20 protein-coding genes, 1 pseudogene and 1 other annotated feature are annotated in these 23,710 nt (G+C 32.3%); of the genes and pseudogenes, 12 read left to right on the forward strand and 9 right to left on the reverse strand.

The genetic code is table 11. The features are described 5' to 3' along the window. The first annotated feature begins 5 nt into the window (after positions 1-5). Positions 6-127: a sequence feature (ribosomal protein L10 leader region), on the forward strand. Between the two features lie 8 nt (positions 128-135). Beyond that, positions 136-672 (forward strand): 50S ribosomal protein L10, encoded by a 537-nt coding sequence (gene rplJ, locus MR285_RS02735; RefSeq protein ID WP_293557780.1) that lies wholly within the window; start codon positions 136-138, stop codon positions 670-672. Between the two features lie 45 nt (positions 673-717). Further along, positions 718-1,101: a 50S ribosomal protein L7/L12 gene (gene rplL, locus MR285_RS02740; protein WP_293557782.1), complete on the forward strand. Its 384-nt coding sequence runs from the start codon at positions 718-720 to the stop codon at positions 1,099-1,101. Positions 1,102-1,258: 157 nt separating this feature from the next. Here the strand turns inward: rplL and MR285_RS02745 are convergent, their stop codons facing one another. Genes MR285_RS02745 through cysK form a run of 3 tightly spaced genes read right to left on the reverse strand, consistent with a single transcriptional unit; the run spans position 1,259 to position 3,544 of the window. Further along, on the reverse strand, positions 1,259-2,089 hold the full coding sequence (locus MR285_RS02745; protein WP_293557784.1) for a deoxyribonuclease IV: 831 nt from the start codon (positions 2,087-2,089) through the stop codon (positions 1,259-1,261). A 20-nt stretch (positions 2,090-2,109) separates the two neighbouring features. Then, the gene (gene epsC / locus MR285_RS02750; protein ID WP_293557786.1) at positions 2,110-2,661 is read right to left on the reverse strand and encodes a serine O-acetyltransferase EpsC; all 552 of its coding nucleotides are present in this window, start codon (positions 2,659-2,661) and stop codon (positions 2,110-2,112) included. Further along, on the reverse strand, positions 2,654-3,544 hold the full coding sequence (cysK, locus tag MR285_RS02755) for a cysteine synthase A (RefSeq protein ID WP_293557788.1): 891 nt from the start codon (positions 3,542-3,544) through the stop codon (positions 2,654-2,656). The genes epsC and cysK overlap by 8 nt, the downstream gene beginning before the upstream one ends. Positions 3,545-3,940: 396 nt before the next feature. Here cysK and glmU point away from each other — a divergent pair, with 396 nt between their 5' ends. The 7 genes from glmU (at position 3,941) to MR285_RS02790 (ending at position 12,870) form a co-directional block, all read left to right on the forward strand. Next, the gene (gene glmU / locus MR285_RS02760; RefSeq protein WP_293557789.1) at positions 3,941-5,320 is read left to right on the forward strand and encodes a bifunctional UDP-N-acetylglucosamine diphosphorylase/glucosamine-1-phosphate N-acetyltransferase GlmU; all 1,380 of its coding nucleotides are present in this window, start codon (positions 3,941-3,943) and stop codon (positions 5,318-5,320) included. A 12-nt stretch (positions 5,321-5,332) separates the two neighbouring features. Then, positions 5,333-6,283 (forward strand): ribose-phosphate pyrophosphokinase, encoded by a 951-nt coding sequence (locus MR285_RS02765; protein ID WP_293557791.1) that lies wholly within the window; start codon positions 5,333-5,335, stop codon positions 6,281-6,283. A gap of 9 nt (positions 6,284-6,292) precedes the next feature. Then, complete coding sequence (gene pth, locus MR285_RS02770; protein WP_293557793.1) at positions 6,293-6,862, forward strand: aminoacyl-tRNA hydrolase; 570 nt, start codon at positions 6,293-6,295, stop codon at positions 6,860-6,862. Between the two features lie 8 nt (positions 6,863-6,870). Continuing rightward, positions 6,871-10,350 carry a transcription-repair coupling factor gene (gene mfd, locus MR285_RS02775; RefSeq protein WP_293557795.1) on the forward strand — a complete coding sequence of 1,160 codons (3,480 nt, stop codon included), beginning with the start codon at positions 6,871-6,873 and terminating at the stop codon, positions 10,348-10,350. Between the two features lie 46 nt (positions 10,351-10,396). After that, on the forward strand, positions 10,397-11,461 hold the full coding sequence (locus tag MR285_RS02780) for a peptidylprolyl isomerase (RefSeq protein WP_293557797.1): 1,065 nt from the start codon (positions 10,397-10,399) through the stop codon (positions 11,459-11,461). 205 nt (positions 11,462-11,666) lie between these two features. Further along, the gene (gene whiA / locus MR285_RS02785; RefSeq protein ID WP_293557799.1) at positions 11,667-12,602 is read left to right on the forward strand and encodes a DNA-binding protein WhiA; all 936 of its coding nucleotides are present in this window, start codon (positions 11,667-11,669) and stop codon (positions 12,600-12,602) included. A gap of 1 nt (position 12,603) precedes the next feature. Continuing rightward, positions 12,604-12,870, forward strand: a complete 267-nt coding sequence (locus MR285_RS02790; RefSeq protein ID WP_293557801.1) for an HPr family phosphocarrier protein — start codon at positions 12,604-12,606, stop codon at positions 12,868-12,870. Between the two features lie 205 nt (positions 12,871-13,075). Here the strand turns inward: MR285_RS02790 and MR285_RS02795 are convergent, their stop codons facing one another. After that, positions 13,076-13,342, reverse strand: a complete 267-nt coding sequence (locus tag MR285_RS02795) for a type II toxin-antitoxin system mRNA interferase toxin, RelE/StbE family (protein WP_293557803.1) — start codon at positions 13,340-13,342, stop codon at positions 13,076-13,078. After that, positions 13,342-13,599 (reverse strand): AbrB/MazE/SpoVT family DNA-binding domain-containing protein, encoded by a 258-nt coding sequence (locus MR285_RS02800; protein WP_293557805.1) that lies wholly within the window; start codon positions 13,597-13,599, stop codon positions 13,342-13,344. Before MR285_RS02800 ends, MR285_RS02795 begins: the two co-directional genes overlap by 1 nt. A gap of 582 nt (positions 13,600-14,181) precedes the next feature. Here MR285_RS02800 and MR285_RS02805 point away from each other — a divergent pair. The 3 genes from MR285_RS02805 to pyk are packed head-to-tail and all read left to right on the forward strand — an operon-like array spanning position 14,182 to position 20,308. Beyond that, entirely contained in the window at positions 14,182-17,607 is a 3,426-nt protein-coding gene (locus MR285_RS02805) for a DNA polymerase III subunit alpha (protein ID WP_293557807.1), read from the forward strand. Between the two features lie 6 nt (positions 17,608-17,613). After that, complete coding sequence (locus MR285_RS02810) at positions 17,614-18,567, forward strand: ATP-dependent 6-phosphofructokinase (protein ID WP_293557809.1); 954 nt, start codon at positions 17,614-17,616, stop codon at positions 18,565-18,567. A 7-nt stretch (positions 18,568-18,574) separates the two neighbouring features. Then, a complete protein-coding gene (gene pyk, locus MR285_RS02815) occupies positions 18,575-20,308 on the forward strand; it encodes a pyruvate kinase (RefSeq protein ID WP_293557811.1) in 1,734 nt (577 codons plus the stop codon). 31 nt (positions 20,309-20,339) lie between these two features. Here the strand turns inward: pyk and MR285_RS02820 are convergent, their stop codons facing one another. The 4 genes and pseudogenes from MR285_RS02820 to MR285_RS02835 all read right to left on the reverse strand — a co-directional run. Continuing rightward, positions 20,340-21,068, reverse strand: a complete 729-nt coding sequence (locus MR285_RS02820; RefSeq protein ID WP_293557813.1) for a putative ABC transporter permease — start codon at positions 21,066-21,068, stop codon at positions 20,340-20,342. Further along, positions 21,065-21,535: an HD domain-containing protein gene (locus MR285_RS02825; protein ID WP_293557815.1), complete on the reverse strand. Its 471-nt coding sequence runs from the start codon at positions 21,533-21,535 to the stop codon at positions 21,065-21,067. Before MR285_RS02825 ends, MR285_RS02820 begins: the two co-directional genes overlap by 4 nt. A 179-nt stretch (positions 21,536-21,714) precedes the next feature. Beyond that, positions 21,715-22,896, reverse strand: coding sequence for a hypothetical protein (locus tag MR285_RS02830; protein ID WP_293557817.1), 1,182 nt, complete (start codon positions 22,894-22,896; stop codon positions 21,715-21,717). Positions 22,897-23,344: 448 nt separating this feature from the next. Beyond that, positions 23,345-23,710, reverse strand: a pseudogene (locus tag MR285_RS02835) (polysaccharide biosynthesis C-terminal domain-containing protein); the annotation flags it as partial.

The raw sequence follows: 23,710 nt of genomic DNA on the forward strand, positions 1-23,710 counted from the left end.
TATATAATATTAATGTTATTAAGCCGCAGACAGTAGGTGGCATTGCCATAAGTCCTACCGAGGTTTGAAATTCGGATTTATTTGATTTTCACATCTCACGGCGGCGTGAGATTTTTTTTATTTGGGGGTGACAAATTGAAAGAAGAAAAATTACAATCAAAACAAGCCCTTGTTGATGAAATTAAAGAAAAAATTCAAGGAGCACAATCAATTGTACTTGTAAATTATAGAGGATTAACAGTTGAAGAAGCAACTGAACTTAGAAGTAAATTCAGAGAAGCAAATGTTGATTATAAAGTTTACAAAAACACACTGATGAGACGTGCTTTTGAAGAATTAGGTGTAGAAGGTCTTGAAGAGTATTTAAAGGGACCAAGCGCTGTAGCTTTCGGAATGGAAGATCCAGCATCTGCAGCAAAAATTTCATCAGAGTTTGCAGAAAGTCATGATGCATTAGAAATTAAAGCAGGTTATGTTGATGGAAAGGTATTATCATTACCTGAAATTGATGCCCTTGCCAAATTACCATCTAAGGAAGTTCTTGTTGCACAAGTGCTTGGCGGCTTGAATGCTCCAATCCAAGGATTTGCTAATGTATTGAATGGAACATTATCAGGATTTGCAAGAGTTATTGCTCAAATCGCTGATAAGAAAGAAAATGAAGCAGCATAATATATGCGAAGAAAATTAAAACAATAAAAATTACGGAGGAATAAAATGTCAGAAAAAGTAGAAAAATTAATTGAAGAAGTTAAAGAACTTACAGTATTAGAATTATCAGAAGTAGTTAAAGCTCTTGAAGAAGAATTCGGAGTTTCAGCAGCAGCACCAGCAGCAGTTGTAGCAGCACCAGTAGCAGGCGGAGCAGCACCAGCAGCAGAAGAAGAAAAAACAGAATTTGATGTAGTAATTACTGAAGCAGGACAAGAAAAAGTTAAAGTAATCAAAGTTGTTAAAGACGTTACTGGACTTGGACTTAAAGAAGCAAAAGCTGTAGTTGACGGAGCTCCTAAAGCTGTTAAAGAAGGCGTTTCAAAAGACGAAGCTGAAGAAATCAAAGCTAAACTTGAAGAAGTTGGAGCAACTGTAGAAGTTAAGTAATTTAATTTTAAACATAAAAACTGCCCTAATGGCAGTTTTTTTAATGCAAAAATTAATTAAATTTTTATCATCAAGTCGTTTCCCTAATATTTAATGAGGTATTAAAAGTTATGTGCTCAATTTTAGCACAATAAGATTTGCATTTTATTTTATGAAATTATTCTCTCAGGGATTTTAAAAGGGCTATTTCTCTTTTATGACCTTCTACATCTGTTGGAGTTTCGAGATAGAAGGGAAGATCTTTTAATTTTTCGTGATTTATTATTCTTTTTATTGCTTCAAGTCCAATTTTTCCTTCGCCAATTTTTTCGTGTCTATCTTTGTGAGCAAATCTTTCGTTTTTGCTGTCGTTTAGATGTATTGCATAGAGCTTGTCTAGTCCAATTATTTTATCAAATTCATGGAGGACGTAATCTAAATTATTTACTATGTCGTAACCTGCTTCGTGAATGTGACAAGTGTCCATACAAACTCCAACTTTTTCTTTTAGATGCACTCCTTCGATTATTTTTGCAATTTCTTCAAATTTTGAGCCAACTTCTGTGCCCTTTCCAGCCATGGTTTCTAGTAAAACTATGGTTTCTTGGTCTTTTCTCAGTACAGAGTTAAGCTGTGCAGAAATTATTTCTATTGCTTTTTCAATTCCCATTCCAGTGTGTGATCCGGGATGAAAATTGTAATAAGTGTTTTTAAAATATTTTAGTCTTTCTAAATCTTCTGCTAAGACTAAGTTTGCAAATTCTCTTACAGATTCCTTAGATGAACACGGATTTACTGTGTAAGGGGCATGGGCAAGCAAGGGACCAAAATTATTTTCTTTTGCAATAGTCATCAATTTATTTATGTCCTTTTCGTCTAATTTTTTCATCTTGGAACCTCTGGGGTTTCGTGAAAAAAATTGAAAAGTGTTGGCAGAAATTGAAAGTGCAACTTCACCCATATTTGCATAACCCTTTGATGAGGAAAGATGGGGACCTATTTTAAACATATTACCTCCATTAAATAGAATTAGTGAAATATATTTTCACTGAGATCGTGGAATTTTACAACTTTGGCTGGCACGCCAACTGCAGTTGAGTTTGGTGGAATGTCATCTAAGACGAGAGCACCTGCTCCGATTTTAGCACCGTCACCAATTACAACTGGTCCAAGGACAGTTGCGCCTGTTCCTATTATAACATTGTTGCCAACTGTGGGATGTCTCTTTTTTTCTTTTTCATTTCCCGTTCCGCCAAGAGTGATATTGTGATACATATGACAGTTGTCGCCAATTTCTGCAGTTTCTCCAATGACCACAGCCATGCCATGGTCAATGAAGAGATTTTTGCCAATTTTTGCACCAGGATGAATTTCAATTCCCGTTTTCTTTCTTGCTTTTTGCGAAACCCATCGGGCGAGAGTGGTGTGATTTTTTTTGTAAAAGTAATGTGCAATTCTGTGGTTAATCATTGCATGGACAATTGGATACATAAATATTGCCTCAAATAAACTTTTACAAGCTGGGTCTTCCTTTAAAATAAATTTGCCATAAGATTTTAATTCCTTAAAAAAATTATTCATTTTTAAACAAGTCTGTCGACATATACCTTTCTGCAGAGTCAGGTGCAACTGTTACAATGTTGCCACCAATTTCTTTTTGCATCTTTAATGCACCAACTACATTTGCGCCAGCGGATATACCAACTAAAAGCCCTTCTTCACTAGAAAGTCTTTTCGCCATTTCAATTGCTTCTTCTGACTTTACTGTAATAGTCTTGTCGAGAATTTTTTGGTCTAAAACTTTTGGAATAAAGTTTGCACCAATGCCTTGAATTTTGTGTCCGCCAGATTCTCCCTTTGTGATCATTGGGGATTCTTCTGGTTCAAGTCCCCAAACTTTAATAGATGCATCCTTTGATTTTAAAAATTTTCCAACGCCAGTTACAGTTCCGCCAGTTCCAATCCCTGCTACAAAACCATTGATTTCTTTTAATTCACTATAAATTTCTGGACCAGTAGTTTCCTCGTGAGCAAGTGCATTGTATTTGTTTTCAAATTGGTTTGGCATAAAATAATTTCCTGTTGCAACTAGTTCCTTTGCTTTATCAACTGCGGCTTGCATTGCTCCTTCGCCAGTTAAAATTAAGTTTGCACCAAAGGCTTCAATTAAATTTCTTCTTTCTATGGACATGGAAGAAGGCATTACAATATTTACTTTGTAGCCAAGTGCTCGACCTATCATTGCAATGGCAATTCCAGTATTGCCGCTAGTTGGCTCAACTATTTCCATTCCTTCTTTTAGCGAACCATCTTTAATTGCTCCTTTTATCATATAAAGAGCAGCTCTATCTTTAATTGAACCTGCTGGGTTAGATTTTTCCACTTTGACAAAAATTTTGCCATCGCCAATTTTTTCTAATTGAACTAATTTTGATTTACCAATTGTTTCTAATAATTTTGTCATTTTTTTTCTCCTAAAAATAAATAAAAAAAAGAGAGTATATGAATTCATATACTCTCAAAATCTTCTTAAAAAATTTTAATATATTGATTCACATTCAAATAAGTCCTATAAAATTTTTTATAGAACAACAACAGAATGCTTGGCTTGTGAAATTTTTAAAGTTTTTAAAGTTTTTCATTTTTATCGCCTCATCAATATGTATTAACTATACTATCAAAAAAATATTTTGTCAAGCTATGATAAAATTTGTTTACCTTTAAGTGATTTACATAAAAATTTGGTTTAAAAATTATTTTTACGCTAAAAATTTTTAAAATTAAATAAATTCTCGAATTTTCTTGAATATAATAGGACAACTTAGTTATAATGTAATAAGTAAATAAAAAGAGGTGTTTTATGAAAGTTTCAGTAATCCTGGCAGCAGGAGAGGGAACGAGAATGAAGTCCAAAAAGCCAAAGGTACTTCATGAAATTCTTGGAAGACCCATGCTTTTTTATGTCCTAAATTCTTGCAAACATTCGCAAATAGAAAAGAATCTTATAGTTGTTGGACACAATAAGGAAAAAGTATGTGACGCTTTTAAAGAAGACGAAGATGTAGAATTTATTGAGCAGCCCATTGGCGACGATGTGCCCTATGGAACAGGTTTTGCTGTTTTAAATGCTCTTGATAAAATAGAAGATGAAGATACAGTTATTATTTTAAATGGCGATACTCCCATAATTTCAAATTCAACTATTTCTTGCTTTTTGAAATTCCATGAAGAGAGAAATAACGATGTTACAGTTTTGTCGGCTGATATGAAGGATCCTACAAATTATGGCAGAATCGTAAGAGATGAAAATGCAAATGTTGTTGCGATAGTTGAAGAAAAAGATGCAAATGAAAAGCAAAAGTTAATTCGTGAAATTAATTCGGGGATTTTTGCCTTTAAAGGTGCTTCTCTTAAATTTGCCCTTTCAAAAATCGACACAGATAATGCGGCAAATGAAATGTATATTACAGATGCCCTTGAAATTTTAGTTAAAGATGGCAAAAAGGTTGATTCCTTTAAGCTAAGAGATACTAGAGAAATTCTTGGAGTAAATTCGAGATATGAACTTTCTATTGCAACAGAAATTTTACAAGAAAAGATAAATAAAGAGTATATGCTAAGGGGCGTTGGAATAGTTGATCCAAAGTCTACATATATTGAATGGGGTGCAGAAATTGAAAGTGATGTAATGATTTATCCAGGCACTCGCATTGATAGATATTCTGTAATAAAAGAAGGCGTAGAAATTTATTCTTCTACAATAAAAAATTCTGAAATTGGAGAAGATGTAATTATTAGATCTTCTGAAATTGAGGATTCAACTATTGGAAGAGGAACTACTGTGGGTCCTTACGCTCACCTTAGACCAAATTCTAGGGTTGGAGAAAATTGTAAAATTGGAAATTTTGTCGAAGTTAAAAATTCAAATATTGGAAATGGTTCTAAGATGAGTCATCTTGCTTATATAGGTGATGCCGATGTTGGAAGTGGCGTAAACATTGGTTGTGGGGTTGTTTTTGTAAATTACAATGGCAGAGAAAAGTTCAGAACAAAGGTTGGCGACAATGCCTTCATAGGTTCTAATTCTAATTTAGTTGCGCCAATAGTTGTGGAAGACAACGCTTATATTGCAGCAGGTTCGACAATAACTAAAGATGTTTTAGAGGGTCAGCTTTCAGTAGAGAGAGCTACTCAAAAAAATATAGATGGATGGGTTAAAAGAAAAGGATTTGTCAAATAGGAGGACATAATTATGAACACAGTTAACGGAGATATTGTAGTATTTACAGGGAATTCTAATATAAGTCTTGTAGATAGAATTTGTGAAAACTTGGGAATTGAAAAGGGCGCTTGCACTGTTTCAACTTTTTCTGACGGAGAAATTTCTATTGATATTGGTATTTCTGTAAGAGGTAAGGATGTTTTTGTTATACAATCTACTTCTTCACCAGTTAATACTAATTTAATGGAACTTTTAATTTTAATTGATGCACTAAAGAGGGCATCTGCTGGAAGGATTAATGCAGTTATTCCTTATTATGGATATGCAAGACAAGATAGAAAGACTAGGGCAAGAGAACCTATTACATCAAAACTTGTTGCCGACCTATTGACTAAAGCTGGAGCGGATAGAGTTGTTGCAATGGACCTTCACGCAGGACAAATCCAAGGTTATTTTGATATTCCTGTTGACCACTTGACAGCAATTCCTTATCTCGCAAGATATTTTAAAGATATTGTAAGAGAAGATGACTTTGTAGTTGTTTCTCCAGATTTAGGTGGAGTTACTAGAACTAGAAAATTTGCCAATGAATTAAATCTTCCAATTGCAATTATAGAAAAGAGAAGACCAAAGGCAAATGTATCTGAAGTTATGAATATCATTGGAGATGTTGACGGAAAGTCTGTTATTTTAGTTGACGATATAGCAGATACTGCGGGAACTATTACTAAGGCAGCTGATGCACTAAAATCAAGAGGAGCAAAATATGTTTACGGAGCTGCAACTCACGGAGTATTATCAGGTCCTGCAATTGAAAGAATTAAAAATTCATCTCTTGAAAAATTTGTAATCACTGATACAATTGAAATTCCAGATGAAAAGAAAATTGACAAAATTGATGTTGTGTCTGTTGCTCCAATTTTTGCATCAGCAATTAGGAGAATTAACACTTCAACATCAGTTAGTGAAATGTTTGAATAAGGTGATTTAGTGTATATAATAGCAGGTCTTGGAAATCCCGGAAAAAAGTACGAGGACACGAGACACAACATTGGATTTAACACTATTGATGCACTTGCCGATAAATTGAATATAAAAGTTAATAAGATTAAATTTAAGGGGCTTGTAGGTGAAGGGAGAATAGCAGGAGAGAGGGTTATTCTCCTAAAGCCCCATACTTTTATGAACAATTCGGGCGAGTCAATAGTTGAAATTTTGAATTTTTATAAATTAAAACCAGAGGATTTAATAGTAGTAGTAGACGACATAGACATTGAGTTTGCACAGTTAAAGATAAAAAAGAATGGCTCTGCTGGTACACACAATGGACTCAAGTCAATTGTAAATTTAACAGGAAGTAAAAATTTTGCTAGGTTTAAAGTTGGTGTTGGCAAAAAGCATCCCAACGAAGATTTGGCAAGTTTTGTGCTATCAACTTTTCCTGCAAAGGATAAAAAGCACATTGAAGATGCAATAGATGCCTGTGCCGATGCAATTATTGAAGCCGTGGATAGAGGTATTGATGCTTCTATGAATTCTTATAATAACAATATTTATTGAGGTGGAAGTTGAATTTTTTAATAGATAGTGTTAAGAATTTAAAATCCTTTAGGGAACTAAGTGATTCAATAAAAAACTCAAAGAACACTGCTGTTTTTGGTTCAGAAGAAGCAGTGCTCTCTCTTTTTGCGCCTGCCTTTAGTGATATTGGCAAAAAAGTATGTGTAATTTCACAAAATAGGGTAACTGCTAGAAAAACTTACGAAGATATTTTAAGTATTTCTAGTGGAAATTGCGTTCTCTATCCAGAAAAGGACGTGTTTTTTTATGATAAGGACTCAAAGTCTAAGGAAAACACAAAGAAAAGGCTTGAGGCAATGGCGGAAGTTTCAAAGGGCAGCGCAAATATTGTCGTAACTACGCTAAATGCACTTACTGCAAAGATTACGAAGAAGGAAATTTTTTCAAGTTACAAAATAAATATAAAAACCCAATCACAAATTTTCGTGGATGAATTGAAGAATAAACTTATAGAAATGGGATACGAAAGATTTCCAAGCGTTGAAGGAGTGGGACAATTTTCTGTAAGAGGTTCTATAATTGACATTGCTACTTCTGATGCAAATTATAGAATTGAACTTTTTGATGACGAAGTTGATTCCATAAGAAGTTTTGAAATTGATAGCCAAAGGTCCATTGAAAAGTGTGAAGAGATAGACATCTTTCCCATAGAAGATTTGATTTTAAAAAGGGATGAGAAGAAAGAAATTGCCGATAAAATCAAAAAAGATATTGCAAAGACAAAACTCACAGGAAAAGAAAAGGATAGACTAACAGAAAAGTTTTTGAGGAATGTGGACAGACTTGAAAACGATGAAACTATATTAAATAAGGATCTAATCTTGCCCTATGTAAATGAAGATGAACTTTCCTCTTTTTTATATTACTTAGATAATTTTATTTTCTTAATTGACGAGCCAACTAGAATCGTCGAGAGAGAAGATGAGCTTTTGGTGGCTAATGGAGAAAAGTTTGCGATTTTAATAGAAAATGGCGAAGTGACAAAGGCCCACGAAAAAGCTTTTTACGATTACAAAGATATTGTGTATAAGCTAAATGAAAATGAAGTTATAACCTTTAACGCACTTTTAAAACCTCCAAAGATGTTTACTCCAAAGGATATAGTGAATATCAAGGTGAAGAGCGTTACTAATTATATGTCGAAGATAAAGTTATTTAAAGATGACTTAGACTATTATTCAAAAAATAGATTTAAGGTAATTTTACTTGGAGCTACTGAAAAAAGATCAAAAAGACTTTTTGACCATTTAGTAGAACTTGGATACTCGCCAGAACTTGCAAAAGAACATGGAGATTTTAGAAAATATGCCGATTTAGTTGTTACAACTGGAGCATTAAATGATGGAATTGAATTTTCTTATTCAAAAACAGTTTTTATAAATTATTCTGAAATTTATGGAACATTTTCTAAAAAGAAAAAAAATAAGGTTTCTAAGAAAAAGTCCCTTAACTTTGATGATTTAAAAATTGGCGATTTTGTAGTTCACGAGGCTCATGGCGTTGGCAAATATATTGGCACTACAAGACTTTCAGTATCGGGAATACAAAAGGATTACATCGTCATTGAATACGGCGGCGAGGACAAATTATTTTTACCAATTGAATCTTTGGACTCAATTTATAAATATGTGCAAGAGGGCAAAAGGGCGCCAAAAATAAATAAATTAAATTCTCTTGATTGGAAAAAGAAAAAAGCTCACGCGAAAAAATCTATTGACGACATGGCTGAAGAATTAATAAAACTCTATGCAACTCGTGAAAATATGAAGGGCTATGCCTTTAGTAAAGACAGTCAATATCAAAGAGAATTTGAAGATGCCTTTATTTACGAAGAAACAAGTGGTCAGTTAACATCTTCTGAAGAGATAAAAGAAGACATGGAAAAGCCAATTCCAATGGATAGACTTCTTTGTGCAGATGTTGGTTATGGTAAGACTGAGGTAGCACTTCGAGCTGCCTTTAAGGCAATACTAGATGGAAAACAAGTTGCCTTACTTGTTCCTACTACGATTTTAGCGCAACAACATTACAATACAATTAAAGAGAGATTTAAAAATTTCCCAGTGGGTGTTGGACTTTTGTCGCGATTTAGAAGTAAAAAAGACCAAAAAATGGATCTTGAAGGTTTAAAAAATGGAAATATTGACATTATAGTTGGCACTCACAGACTTTTGTCAAAGGATGTGCATTTTAAGGACTTGGGACTTCTGATAATAGATGAAGAGCAAAGATTTGGAGTTCGCCACAAAGAAAAGCTAAGAATGTTAAAAGAAAATGTAGATACACTTACCCTTACTGCAACCCCAATCCCAAGAACGCTACAAATGTCCATGATTGGAATAAGAGATATGTCTGTAATCGAGGAGCCACCTGAAGAGAGATTTCCCGTTGAAACTTATGTCTTGGAATACAATAATTTAATGGTTAGGGAGGCAATTTTAAAGGAAATTGAAAGAGGGGGACAAGTTTACTTTTTATACAACAAGGTTTCAAATATGGAAAATAAATTATTGGAACTTAAAAAACTTGTGCCAGAAGCAACTTTTGCCATGGCAAATGGGCAGATGAGTGAAAAAGCCTTAGAAGATACGATGATTGATTTTATAGAGGATAATGTCGATGTTTTAGTGTGCTCGACTATTATAGAAACGGGCATGGATGTTCCAAATGCAAATACGATGATAATTACGGACTCAAATCGTCTTGGACTTTCACAACTTTATCAACTTAGAGGAAGAATTGGGCGGTCTTCTAGGATTGCCTATGCTTATTTTACTTACGATAGATCTTCATCAATTTCTGAAGTTGCACAAAAGAGGCTTCAAGCTATTAAGGAATTTACGGAATTTGGGTCTGGGCACAAAATTGCAGAAAGGGATTTAGAAATAAGAGGTTCAGGTTCAATATTGGGCTCAAGACAATCAGGTCATATAGAACAAATTGGTTACGACCTTTACATGAAGTATTTAAGGGAAGCCATTATGAAGTTAAAGGGAATTGAAGTTGAAGAAAAAATCGACACTACAATTGATTTAAAATTAGATTCTTTCATCCCTAAAGAATACATCGAAGACGACAGGACAAGACTTGAAATTTATAAGAAGATTTCCGTAATTGACACTGAAGATGCTTACTCTGATTTAGTTGAAGAATTAATCGACAGATTTTCTGATTTTCCAGATGAAGTTTCAAATTTAATGGATATAGCACTTTTAAAGAACAAGGCACAAAAGACAAATATAAAGTCTATTATAGAAAAAAATGGCGAGTACAGAATAAAAGTTGAAGGCGAAGTTTCCCTTGAAGCAATTATGGAACTTAACAATGAATTTGAAAATATATCCTATTCCATGGGAGATGAAAATGAGATTATTTTAACTAAGTTAAAATATCCTCTTGATGATTTAAAGAAACTTGTTACTATTTTGCATTTACACAAAAAGGACACAAAATCATCTAAAAAGTAGTGTATAATAAAGTTATTAATTTAAAATATAAACTAAGGAGAGAAATATGAATTTTAAAAAATTAGGTAAAATAGCAGTAGCTATTACACTTGCAAGTTCACTAGTAGCTTGTGGTGGTGCAAAAAAGGGAGTAGCAGCAAATGTTGGCGGAGTTGATATTCCAATGGAAGCATATTATAAATCTTATGCAGCAAGAGTAAATCAACTTACTTCAATGTATGGCGAAGATGTTCTAAAAAATAAAGAAGATGGTAAAAAATCTACTGATGAACTTTTAAGAGAACAAGCTATTACTGATTTAACTACTACTGAAGCATTGAAACAAGATGCTGAAAAATCAAAAATTACAGTAAGTGATGATGAAGTTAATAAAAATATTAGCGAAATTGAAACACAACTTGGTGGAAAAGAAGCTTTTGATACATTTTTAAAACAAAATGGACTTCCAAGAGATTATGTTGCTGAAAATATGAAAAATCAAATGTTAGTTGGAAAATGGACTCAAGAAAAAACTAAAGAATTAACTCCAACTGATGATGAAGTTAAAAAGTATTATGAAGGCAACAAAGATAAATACTTTAAAGCTAAGGCATCTCATATTTTAGTTAATGATTTAAAAGAAGCTAATGTTCTTAGAAAACAAATCCTAAAGGGCGAGGATTTTGCTAAATTTGCAAAAGAAAATTCCAAGGATACTGGCAGCGCTAAAAACGGAGGATCACTTGGCGAATTTACAAGTGGTCAAATGGTAAAAGAATTTGACGAACAAATTGCAAAAATGGATGCTGGAGATATTTCTGAACCAATTAAAACTCAATTTGGTTATCATATCATTAAACTTGACGAAAAAACTCCTCTTGAATTTGACGCGGTGAAAGATCAAGTTAAGGCTACACTTCAACAAGAAAAATTTAAAGAATATGTAGATAAAGTTAAAAAAGATGCAAAAATCAAAATTTATGTTGACACTAAAAAAGAAGTTGAACTTCCAGATGAATTTAAAAACTTTGGAAAAATAGAAAAAGAAGAAAATTCAAAAGCTAATAATGCAGAAAAAGCAAATGCAAAGTCAGACAATAAAACTGCAGAAAAAGCAAATAAAACTAAATAATTATTGAAATTTTATAAATTTTAATTTATAATTAAAAAACCTGTATTGAGAAATTCTAATAAAGTTTAGCAAGTCTCATTCAGGTTTTTCTTTTATTAAGTTTTTGTAAATTATAAAAAAATATAGAATTAATTCACTATAATTAAATATAATTTTATAAATCTGTTATAATAAAGTAAAAGTATTTCAGTAGTGAGGTGAAGTCATGAGCTTTTCATCTGAAGTTAAGAATGAAGTTGCAAAGATAAAAGTTGACAATTATGAAATCATTCTTTCTGAACTTGCAGGCATAACGCCAATGTGTGCAGTTTTAAATTTTAAAAACAACAAGATTTCCATGGAATATATCACAGAAAATGCGTCAGTAGCGAGAAGGGTTTTTACTTTTCTCAGAAGATCTTTTGGATTTGATGTGGAAGTAAAGAATGCAAAATCAACTCAGCTTAAAAAAAATGTATTTATCATATATATATCACAAGATGAGTCTTGCAGGTTATTACTTGATGAGTTAAAATATATAAAAGGTGCAAGCGTATTTATGATTAACTATGAACCTACTGATCTCATAAAAACTGTAAATGAGAAGAAGGCATATATACGCGGTGCTTTTTTGGGTTCAGGTTCCATTACAAATCCAAACAAAGGCTATCATTTAGAATTTGTTTCTGAAAACGAATCCAACGCATATTTTTTGATGGATGTAATTAATGAATTTGGATTCACTTCAAAGATTATTATGAGAAAGGAAAAATACATAGTCTACATTAAGGACTCTGAACAAATTTCAGATTTTCTTTCTCTAATTGGTGCTTATAATTCTGTATTGAAGTACGAAAATATCAGAGTTATAAAAGAAATGAGAAATAATGTCAACAGAATAGTAAATTGTGAAACTGCAAATTTAAACAAAACTGTTAAATCATCCTATGATCAAGTGGAGGACATTAAATTAATTGATAGAGAAATTGGGTTGGAAAACATAGATGAGGATCTTAAGAAGGTTGCAATTTTAAGACTTAATAATAGGTCTATGAGTTTAAATGACATTGCTAATTCAATAGACCCTAAAGTCTCAAAGTCCACCGTTAATTATAGATTTAAAAAGCTAAGAAAAATTGCTAACAATTTGAGGGGTGTATGAAATGACAAATAAAAAAGTTGTACTTAATAATAATGAAGGGCTTCACGCAAGAGCGGCTGCGCTTTTTGTAAGAGAGGCAAATAAGTTCGCTTCTGACATAAATTTAGAGGCACATGGAGACAAGGTTAATGGCAAGAGCATAATTGGCATTATGTCACTTGGAGCTTTTAGTGGTGAAGAGATTATCATTGAAGCTGAAGGTGCTGACGAAGAAGAAGCTGTTGAGAGATTATCTCACATAGTTGAAAAAGAATTTATAAATCTTTAATAATATGCTTTTTAGAGTTTTGCTTTGGCGAAACTCTTTTTTTGGCTCTATGTCAAATAGTGTTGGTGGATAAAAGCAATTATATAGGGTTTATTGCCTAGACCATATATTTTTATAGGACAATTATTTATTTTAATTACATATTTCAAATAAAAATAGTGCTGATGATTTATATCCAACACTATTTATTATGGAATCTTTATTTTTAAAATTTATCTAAAATATCATGATGCCCAATGTCTAAAAGAAATATCAATTCATTATTTTCGTAGAACCAAATAATTCGAATATCCATATTAATAGAAGATTCCCATATATCATCAGTACCTTGAATCTTCTTAGTACGTAGTGATGGGTGAGTAGGATTTTCTATAAAAAATTTAAGTTTCTTTTTAGTTTGCTTTTTTTCAGTAGAAGATAGTTTCTTGTAATGTTTTTTAAAGGCTTTCGAATAAGTGATTTTATAAGACATTACTTGTCTAATTCCTCAAAGAGAGAATCGATAGAATCAAAGACAGGCTGATTTCCATTTTTAATAGATTCTTTAATTTCTTTAACTTCAGCTTTTAAATTTTTTATAATGTGTTCAGGATAAATGGCAACTGGAACAAGAACGATCTTTCCATTATCTTCAATTACTTCAAACTGGTCGCCTTGATTTAAGTTCATAGAATTTATTATGTCTTTTGGGATAGTTACTTGGGACTTGGCTTTTAGTTCAACTAACATGACAAAACCTCCTTAGTTAGAAATTCATACTTTCTAACTAAATTGTACTATTTCTAAGAGAAAAGTCAAGGGAGAGTAAAGTTTAAAGAATTGGAGTAAGCAATTGTAGTATAGTTATAATAGAAAAATAATAATGATAATAAGCCTTGAAGATAATATCTTTAGGATTTTTATGTTCTAAAGGGCTAAGAATAGTGAGTTGTAGGTAGGTAAGATACAGCTTCATACTGTCAACAAAGTGTAAGGATAAAGAGAGCAGATGTGTATTAGAATTTATTTGACTAAGAATGGCAATTGTTAAACAGTGTTGATGAAGAAAATAAGCAAAGTGAGGCAAATCTCAATTATGAGAGGAGTCTCACTTTTTGTTTAAAAGCAAAAAACAAGAAAATATTTTAATTTGTAAAATATTGTTGTTGATAAATTATTGGCATTATTTATTATATAACCTTTTTCATGTCCTTTTAATTGAACTAAGGCTTTGATAAAATATAGCTAGATAATTTTTTAAAATAAGTTGAAAAAATTATTTTAAATTCTTAAAGTAATTTGATGTTTGTATAAAGATTAAAGGATGATTTTATGAATAAATTTGTGCATTTGCATTTGCACAGTGAGTATTCTCTACTTGACGGTTCTACGAGAATAAGTCTTTTGCCAAAGAGGGTAAAGGATTTGGGAATGGATGCCGTCGCTTTAACTGATCATGGCAATATGTACGGTGCTATTGCCTTTTATAAAGTGTGTAAAGATGTGGGCATAAAACCTATTTTGGGTTGCGAGGTCTACATCTCAGAAAAGGACTTGACTATTAAGGACAAGTCCAACAAGAGATATCACTTGATACTTTTGGCAGAAAATAATGAGGGTTTTAAAAATATTATGAAAATTGTATCCATTGGCTTTGTTGATGGGTATTATTACAAGCCAAGGGTTGACAAGAGTGTTTTAAAGAAATATTCAAGGGGCGTGATTGCAACCTCAGCTTGTCTTGGCGGTGAAGTTCAAAGATTTATTTTGGATAGAGATTTGGAAGCGGCAAAATCTGCTGCAAGGGAGTACAGAGAAATTTTTGGCGAAAATAATTTTTTCTTGGAACTCCAAGACCATGGAATGCCTGAGCAAGCTAGAGTAAATCGCGAACTTGTTAAAATATCAGAGGAGCTTGACATTCCTCTTATTGCTTCAAATGATGTTCACTATTTAGACAAAGAAGATGCAAAGAGTCACGATGTGCTATTATGCATTCAAACTGGGAAGACAATTAATGAAGAAGGACGAATGAAATTTCCATCAGATGAATTTTATTTAAAATCACCTGACGAAATGGCAGCACTTTTTCCTGAAAATAAAGATGCACTTGAGAACACGGTAAAAATTGCCAATAGATGCAATGTCGAAATAAAATTTCACGACCTTCACCTTCCTGAATTTACTGTACCTAGCGAATACACTCACGAGGAGTATTTAAAAAAACTTGCAGTCGAAGGGATGTATTCTCGCTACAAAAATATAACAGATGAAATAAAAGAAAGGTTTGAATTTGAATTTAATACAATAAAAAACATGGGTTATGTGGATTATTTTTTAATAGTCTGGGATTTTATTAGATACGCACGAAAGCATGAAATTCAAGTTGGACCGGGAAGAGGTTCAGCCGCAGGTAGCATGATTTCTTATTGTCTTGGAATAACAGATGTGGATCCACTAGAGTTTGATCTTCTATTTGAAAGATTTTTAAATCCAGAGAGAGTTTCCATGCCAGATATTGATATCGACTTTTGTTACGAAAGACGTGAAGAAGTTATTGAGTATGTAAATAGAAAATATGGAGAATCCCATGTTGCGCAAATTGTAACTTTTGGAACTATGGCTGCAAGAAATGCTATAAGAGATGTTGGTCGTGCTCTTGACATGAGCTATGCAAAGGTGGACTACATTGCAAAACAAGTTCCACAAGCTTTAAATATGACAATAGAGAAGGCACTTAAAATTTCTGAAACTTTTAAGGAAATTTACGAAAGTGATGAGGATTCAAGAGTTTTAATCGACATGGCATTAAAGCTAGAAGGTCTGCCAAGGCATACTTCCACTCATGCAGCTGGAGTTGTAATTTCAAAGGATGAACTCACAGAATATGTGCCTCTAACTCGAAATGACAAAATAATTGCAACTCAATTTAATATGATTGAGCTTGAAGAACTTGGACTATTAAAGATGGACTTTTTAGGATTAAGAACTTTGACTGTAATAAGAGATGCAATAAATTTAATAAAAGAAAATGAGGGAAGGACTATTTCCTTTGAAAAACTAGACTACAAAGACCCAAATGTGTTAAAGATGTTTGCGAGGTCAGAAACTCTTGGCGTTTTTCAATTTGAATCAAGTGGCATGAGAGCCTTTTTAAAGGAATTAAAGCCCGACGAATTTTCTGATTTAGTTGCGGCAAATGCACTTTTTAGACCGGGACCAATGAAGCAAATTCCAAAATTTGTGGCGTCAAAGCACGACAAGAGCAAAATTTCTTACATTCACCCAAAGCTTGAACCAATACTAAAATCTACTTATGGCTGTATAGTTTATCAAGAACAGGTAATGCAAATTGTTCAACAAATTGGCGGATACTCATTAGGTAGAGCCGACATTGTAAGGCGTGCAATCTCCAAGAAAAAAATGAAGGTAATGGAGGAGGAAAGGCAAAACTTTATTTATGGCAACGAGAAGGAAGGAGTTTGTGGTGCAATTGCAAATGGTGTTGACGAAAAATCTGCAAATGAAATTTATGATTTAATAATAGATTTTGCAGATTATGCCTTTAATAAATCTCACTCCGTTGCTTATTCAGTGGTTGCTTATAGAACTGCTTGGCTAAAATATTATTATCCAAGGGAATTTATGGCGGCACAAATTTCAACTTACACTAATGATATAAAACAAGTTAGCCTTTACATTGAAGAAATAAAAAGACTGGGAATAGAAATTTTGCCACCAAATATAAACTATTCCTTCAAGAATTTTACTGTTGAAAATAATAAAATTAGGTTTGGACTAAAGGCAGTAAAAAATGTTGGCGACAGTTTAATAAAAGTAATAGTAAAAGGACGTGAAGCGGGTGCATATAAATCACTTAAAGACTTTGTTGATAGGATAAATGCAATTGATAAATCAGTGCTAAATAAAAGAGCTGTGGAGTCTTTAATAAGATGTGGTGCCATGGATGATTTTGAAGGCAATAGAGCACAGTACCTAGCTATTTATGAATCTGTACTTTTGGCTTCATCAAGTACGGCAAAAAATAATGTACTTGGACAATTTTCTATTTTTGAAAATACAAAGGTGAGTGAGGATCTTCCTGAACTAAAAGATTTTAGGCAAAAGGACAAACTTGATATGGAAAAGGAAGTTATTGGAATGTATATATCTGGTCATCCTCTTGATCCTTATAGAGAATTAATTGAGAAAAACACAAATATTAATACAAATCAAATTTTTGAAAAATATAGAGAAAATCTTTTGAAATCTAGTAAAGTAAAAGTTGGCGGGATTTTAAAATCAAAAAAAACAATGATTACAAAAAACAATAAGATGATGGCTTTTGCAGCTTTAGAAGACCTTTTTGGCACAATTGAACTTGTAATTTTTCCAAATGTTTTTTCAAAATACAGGGATTTAATCGAAGATGAAAATGTAGTTTTTGTGGAAGGTCATTTCCAAGAATCAGAGGTTGAAGAGCCAAAAATTTTAGTTGACAGCATCTCAAAAATAAAGATGCCGACAAAAAATAAATTATATATTTCCGTTGATTCCATAAAAAATGAAAATGTGAATGAAATGAAAAAAATCTTAAAGGATTATGAGGGCAATACTCCAGTAATATTTTTTGAAGAAGAAAGCAAAAGAGCCTTTGGTACTAATTCAAATATGTGGATTGATTCTACATTCTTTAACGAGATTCAAAACAAATTGGCAGTGTATACTAAGAGTAAAGAAAAAATTATTTTAAAGTAGGTGTGTATGAGAATTGCAATTTTAACAAGTGGCGGCGATGCTCCAGGCATGAATGCCACAATAAGAGCGGTTACTAGGACTTGTATTTACGAGGGTATAGAAGTTTTTGGCATAAGTGGAGGTTACGAAGGTTTAATTGATGCAAAGTTTGAAAAATTGGTTCAGTCTTCAGTAGCCGACATTATTCAAAGGGGAGGAACAATTTTATCAACTTCAAGGTCTGAAAGATTTATGACTGAAGAAGGTTTAGAGAAGGCGATAAATTCTCTAAAAATTTTTGAAATAGATGCAATTATTGTCCTTGGTGGAGATGGGAGTTTAAGAGGGGCAAAGATGTTAAGAGATCGCGGAATAAATGTAATTGGAATTCCTTGCTCTATTGACAATGACCTTGCTTACACGGATTTTACTATTGGATTTATGACTGCAGTAGAAACTGTAACTGAAGCAGTAAGCCATATTAGAGATACCACAGAGTCACATTGTCGTGCAAATGTAGTTGAAGTAATGGGAAGAGAATGCGGCGATATTGCACTTTACTCTGGAGTTTCTTCCGGTGCGGAATCAATTATTGTGCCAGAAATTCCCTTAGATATAAATGAAATTGCAGAGAAGGCAATTATGGGAAAGAACAGAGGCAAAAAGCATCACATAATTATTATGGCTGAAGGCTGTGGATCTGCTTTTGATTTTGCAAAAGAGTTTGAAAAACTTACAGGCATAGATACAAGGGTAACTGTTCTTGGTTACATCCAAAGAGGAGGAGCGCCAAGCATTTTTGATAGAATTTTGGCATCGGAACTTGGATACTTGGCAGTAAAAGAAGCAAAACTTGGCAATTCTCTTGCTCTTGGTTTTAAAGATGGCAATGCGATAAAAATGAGTTTTGACGAAATTTTCAAAGTAAAAAAGGTTTTTAGACATGATTTACTAGATATACTAAAAATAGTTTCAATATGAGGTGAATATGAAAAAGACAAAAATTGTTGCTACAATTGGACCTTCAAGTGAGAGTGAAGAAATTTTAAAAAGATTATTCACAGAAGGTGTAAATGTCGCTAGATTAAATTTTTCTCACGGAAGCCACGAAGAACATAAAATAAAAATTGACAGAATAAAAAAATTAAGGCGAGAAATGGATCTTCCCATTGGCATAATGCTTGACACAAAGGGACCAGAAATTAGGCTAGGCGATGTAGATGGCGAAGTTATTTTAGATTCAGGCGATGAATTTATTCTAACTGCAAGGGATTTATTAGGCGACAAAAAGACTGTAAGCATTTCCTATAAAGAGCTATATAAAGATGTCAATGAAGGCGATAAAATATTAATCGACGACGGACTTGTGGAGCTACAAGTAAAAAAGATTCGTGGCGAAGATATTATTACAGAAGTAAAAAATTCTGGAGCAATTTCATCTCACAAGGGTGTAAATGTGCCTGGTTCAAATTTAAATCTTCCTGCTCTAACAGAAAGGGACATTGAAGATATAAAATTTGGGATAAGGGAAGATATTGACTTTATCGCAGCATCTTTTATTAGAAGTAGAGAAGATGTACTTGCAATAAGAAAGGTTTTAGAAGAAGAAAAAGATTACACTACAAAAATTATTTCAAAGATTGAATCCCAAAAGGCAGTAGAATTAATCGACGAAATAATCGAAGTTTCTGACGGTATAATGGTAGCAAGGGGAGATCTTGGCGTAGAAATCGAAACAGAAGCAGTTCCAATTGTGCAAAAAGAAATTATAAAAAAATGTAATATAGTTGGAAAAACTGTAATCACTGCAACCCAAATGCTTGACTCCATGATTAGAAATCCAAGGCCAACTCGTGCAGAAACAAATGATGTTGCAAATGCCGTCTTAGATGGAACAAGTGCAGTTATGCTTTCTGGAGAAACTGCAAGTGGAAAATATCCTATTGAAGCAGTTGTTACAATGAGAAAAATTTTGGAGTACACGGAAAATACAATTGATCACGAAGAAATTTTGAAAAGTAGAATGAGAGATGTGGAAAATTCAATGACCAATTCCATTGGCAAAAGTGCTTGTGTAATTGCAAGAGATCTTCACGCGGAGGCAATTATCACTGCTACAACTTCGGGCAATACTTCGAGAGCTATTGCAAAATTTAGACCGGAGACGCCAATAATCGCATCAACACCCTTTGAAAAAATTAAAAATCAATTAAGCATTGTGTGGGGAATTATGCCAGTAAAAGTTTTAAACTTCAAAGATACTGACAATTTAATTGATGCCTCAATGGATGTCGCGGTTACAAAGGGATTTATAAAATCTGGCGATTTAGTTGTATTGACAGCAGGAGTGCCGGCAGGCATTGCTGGTTCTACAAATTTATTAAAAATCGAAAATGTTTCAGAAATTTTGGGACGAGGAACTGCAATTGGAAAAAAGAAAAAGAAGGCACGAGCAGTTGTAGCAAATAGAATTGAAGATTTAGAAAAAAACTTTAAGACTAAGGACATAATAGTATGCAATGGAACTGATGGCAGGATGATTCCTTATATGGAAAGATCTTCAGGATTTATTACAGAGGAGGCAGGTTTTACATCAAATGGAGCTGTGGCTGCAATTTCTCTTGGTAAAACTGCAATTGTTGGCGTGAAAAATATCACAGAAAAGATAAAAACAGGAGATATTATAACAATTGATCCAACAGATGGAACTGTGAGAAGATAAATAAAATTTGTAAAAAAAAGGACCTTTGTGATTAAAAATTATCACTAAAAAGGTCTTTTATTTTTGTGTAATCAATTCTCTTTAAATTTTCTTCGTGTTCCTTTAAATTTGAATTGAAGTTTTCAAATTTTACTTTAAACTTTTTTGACTCCGACATTAATTTTAGATTTGCAATTCTGTCGGATTCATTTAAATAATTAAAATAATTTTTGCTTCTCTCATCTAGTGCGTAATAAATCTTGTCAAGGCTTTTTGAAAGTCCAAGTAAATTGTTTAGAGTTAAAACAATGTCTATAACAAAGAAGAATGTTAATAGGGAAGCTGCTGACTCAACGATTCTATTTTCAGCAGCAGAGAAAAATAATAACATAACTGGTGTTAAGTATTTAACGATAATTATATTTGCCATTCCAAAAACTATTAAACCGTAAAGGCATACTCTTCTTTTAATTTGAAAAGGATAGGCGCCGTAATCCCACCATCTTTGGTGAAAAAATCTTTCCAATAAGTAACCAATGAAGTACTCAATTGTGCAGGACATAAGTGCAGAATAAATAAAGATATAAAAGTTTGAGTCAAAGTTTTTTAACATCAAATAGGATACTGTTGCACCAATGCCATATATTGGGCAGAAAGGGCCAATTAAAAATCCTCTGTTATAAATTTTATCTAGCTCAATTTTGGAGCAAGGGAAACTTTCCCAGCACCAACCTATAAAGGAGTAGATAAAAAATATTAGATATAGTTCTGCAATTTTCATAAATTTTCCAAACCCACTTTCATAGATTTTCTTCTAACAGTTTCCACAAGGGAAACATATTTGTCAGAATAAGTTACAATCCAAGATTCCAAATACTTTGGCGGAAAAATAGTTAGTGGGAACATATGCTTAAGGATGATGTCCCTTTCAATTCTATTTATCTTTAATTCACTCTTTGCATTTAAGTATGCTTTCATTGGATGAGTGAATCCGTGGATTAATCGCTCTCTTTTGCCGTCGTGCCAATCGTATAAAAAGTAATCATGAAGTAGAGCTCCCATTATAAGTGAGTCCATGTCCACATCTAAATTGTATTTTTCAGCAATTTCAATTGCCTTTTTTGCGACAGAAATAACGTGAGAATAGACAGAGGTGTTTCCATGTTGTATGAAATTTTTTGTTTCTTTAAATCTCGTGTTCTCATTTAAGAAGGCGATGATTTCTTCAAGTCTTTTTTGGTTATTCATATAATCTCCTCAGTATTATTCTATTATATAAAAGTAAAAAAAATTCAAAGTTTGTGTTAAATTTTTAATACATTTCAAATTTTTATTACTAATGTAAAGCAATAGAGTTTAAAATTCTATTTTTTACCATAAAAATTGCAAAAAAATAAAAGCCATATTTCTATGACTTTTATATTTTACTAAAATTTTGTTTCAAAGTAAATTCTCTTTTCCTTTGTTGTTAAAATATCTGTGATTTCTAAAATCTTTGCGCTTTCTCTATCAACAGTTAATACAGAAGTTGCCTTGTCAAAACTAGAATTTTCAAGAGAATATCTTTCTGCGATTTTTTTGATTTCATCTTCTTTTTTAGTTGTAAAATCGTAAATAATATTTTCTTTTTTGTTTAAAATAGTTGGATTTGTGCTTACGCAATTTAAAAATTCAATTAGTTTTTCTACTGTAAGTGATTCTTTGAAGTTTATGTTTTCAAATTCATGGACATCTAAAGATTTTTTAGTTTTTACGTCTTCAACTTTAACGTTAATTTTATCTCTGTCTATATCCCATGGATTCTCGCCAAGGGAATTAATTATATTTGCATACTTTTTATTTGTGGAAATTGTTTTTTCTGATTTAGTTTTTTCAGCTTTAGTTTCGACTTTTTTAACTGGTTCAGTAGTTTTGTCTTTAGCAACGTCAGCTTTAGTTTCGACTTTTTTAACTGGTTCAGTAGTTTTGTCTTTAGCAACGTCAGCTTTAGTTTCGACTTTTTTAACTGGTTCAGTATCTTTATCCTTAGCAACGTCAGGTTTAGATTCGACTTTTTTAACTGGTGCAGTAGTTTTGTCCTTAGCAACATCAGCTTTAGTTTCGACTTTTTTAACTGGTTCAGTATCTTTATCCTTAGCAACGTCAGCTTTAGGTTCGACATTTTTAATTGGCTCAGTAGTTTTGTCTTTAGCAACATCAGCTTTAGGTTCAACTTTTTTAACTGGTTCGTTAGTTTTATCCTTAGCTACGTTGGTTTTTAGATCAACATTTTCAACATTAGTTTCAACTTTATTATTTTCAGTTTTTTCGGAAGAAACTTCAAATATTTCCTTTGATTCTGAGTTTCTTTTTTCTCTTCTCTTTTTAGCACGGTCTTTTTTTCTGGAAGCATCGTATTTTTTTTCTTCCTTACTTTCAAAAGTCTTTACAGAATCATCTTTTTTTATAGCATCATCATTTTTAATTTCTTCTGTCTTATGTACTTTTTCAACAGAAGGTTTTTCTCTAGCCTCAATAGATTTTTTAGCATTGGGAGTATTTTGATTTTTTCTCCACAAGATATAGCAAACGATTACAATAATGGCAACAATAATTATTAAGCCACGCATAATAACACCTCCGATTTATTTATATTATACCACTTAAATACAAAATAACTACTTTAATTCATTAATTTTAAAAAAAATACAAAAAAGACTCAATAATGTATATTCAGAATGATGACAAAGTATATGTGAAAGTAAAATATCGCATACTTTTTTACATAAAAATAGCTAAAATATTGCTTTAAATGTTATAAATAAAAGAGGTACAATGCTACAAAAAACCAAATAAAAAAGTTTCCTTAGAATATGCAAAAACTGTACAATAATTGAAGTAAATATTACATCAATAGCCTTAAACCTAAATAAATTAGCACCAAAAATCATAAAATACAAAGCTACTTAAAAAAATTTTTTCAATCAAAAAAGATAATAACTAAATTCAAATATTTAATAAAAAAGTGATGGCAGAATAGAATTATCTATTATACAACATCACCTTAATTTTATTTGTTTATGCTAATTTTTTTCTTGATTCTATTTTATTTTTTATTATGCCAACAACATCACGCACTTCACGCACTCCTAATTTATATAGGCACAATAGGTATATGCAAGCTGCGATTAAAACTATTATCATTAAAAGGATTAGTCTTAATATAGTATGAAGGGAACTAGGTGCAAAGGACATAATTAATTTTTCGTAAGGGAAGTAAGATAGTGTTACGAGTCCCATTACAAAAGCAGCCATCAATGTTTTTATTAGTGCCTTAATGTAAGATTTTGTTCCAAGATTTCCAATTTTTCTTCTTAGAAGTATGAAGGAAATGAAAAGTGCAATTGTCGTCGCAATGGAAACTGATGCAGCAAGCCCATTGGT

The sequence above is a fragment of the Peptoniphilus sp. genome, assembly GCF_022767005.1.
Lineage (GTDB): Bacteria > Bacillota > Clostridia > Tissierellales > Peptoniphilaceae > Peptoniphilus_A.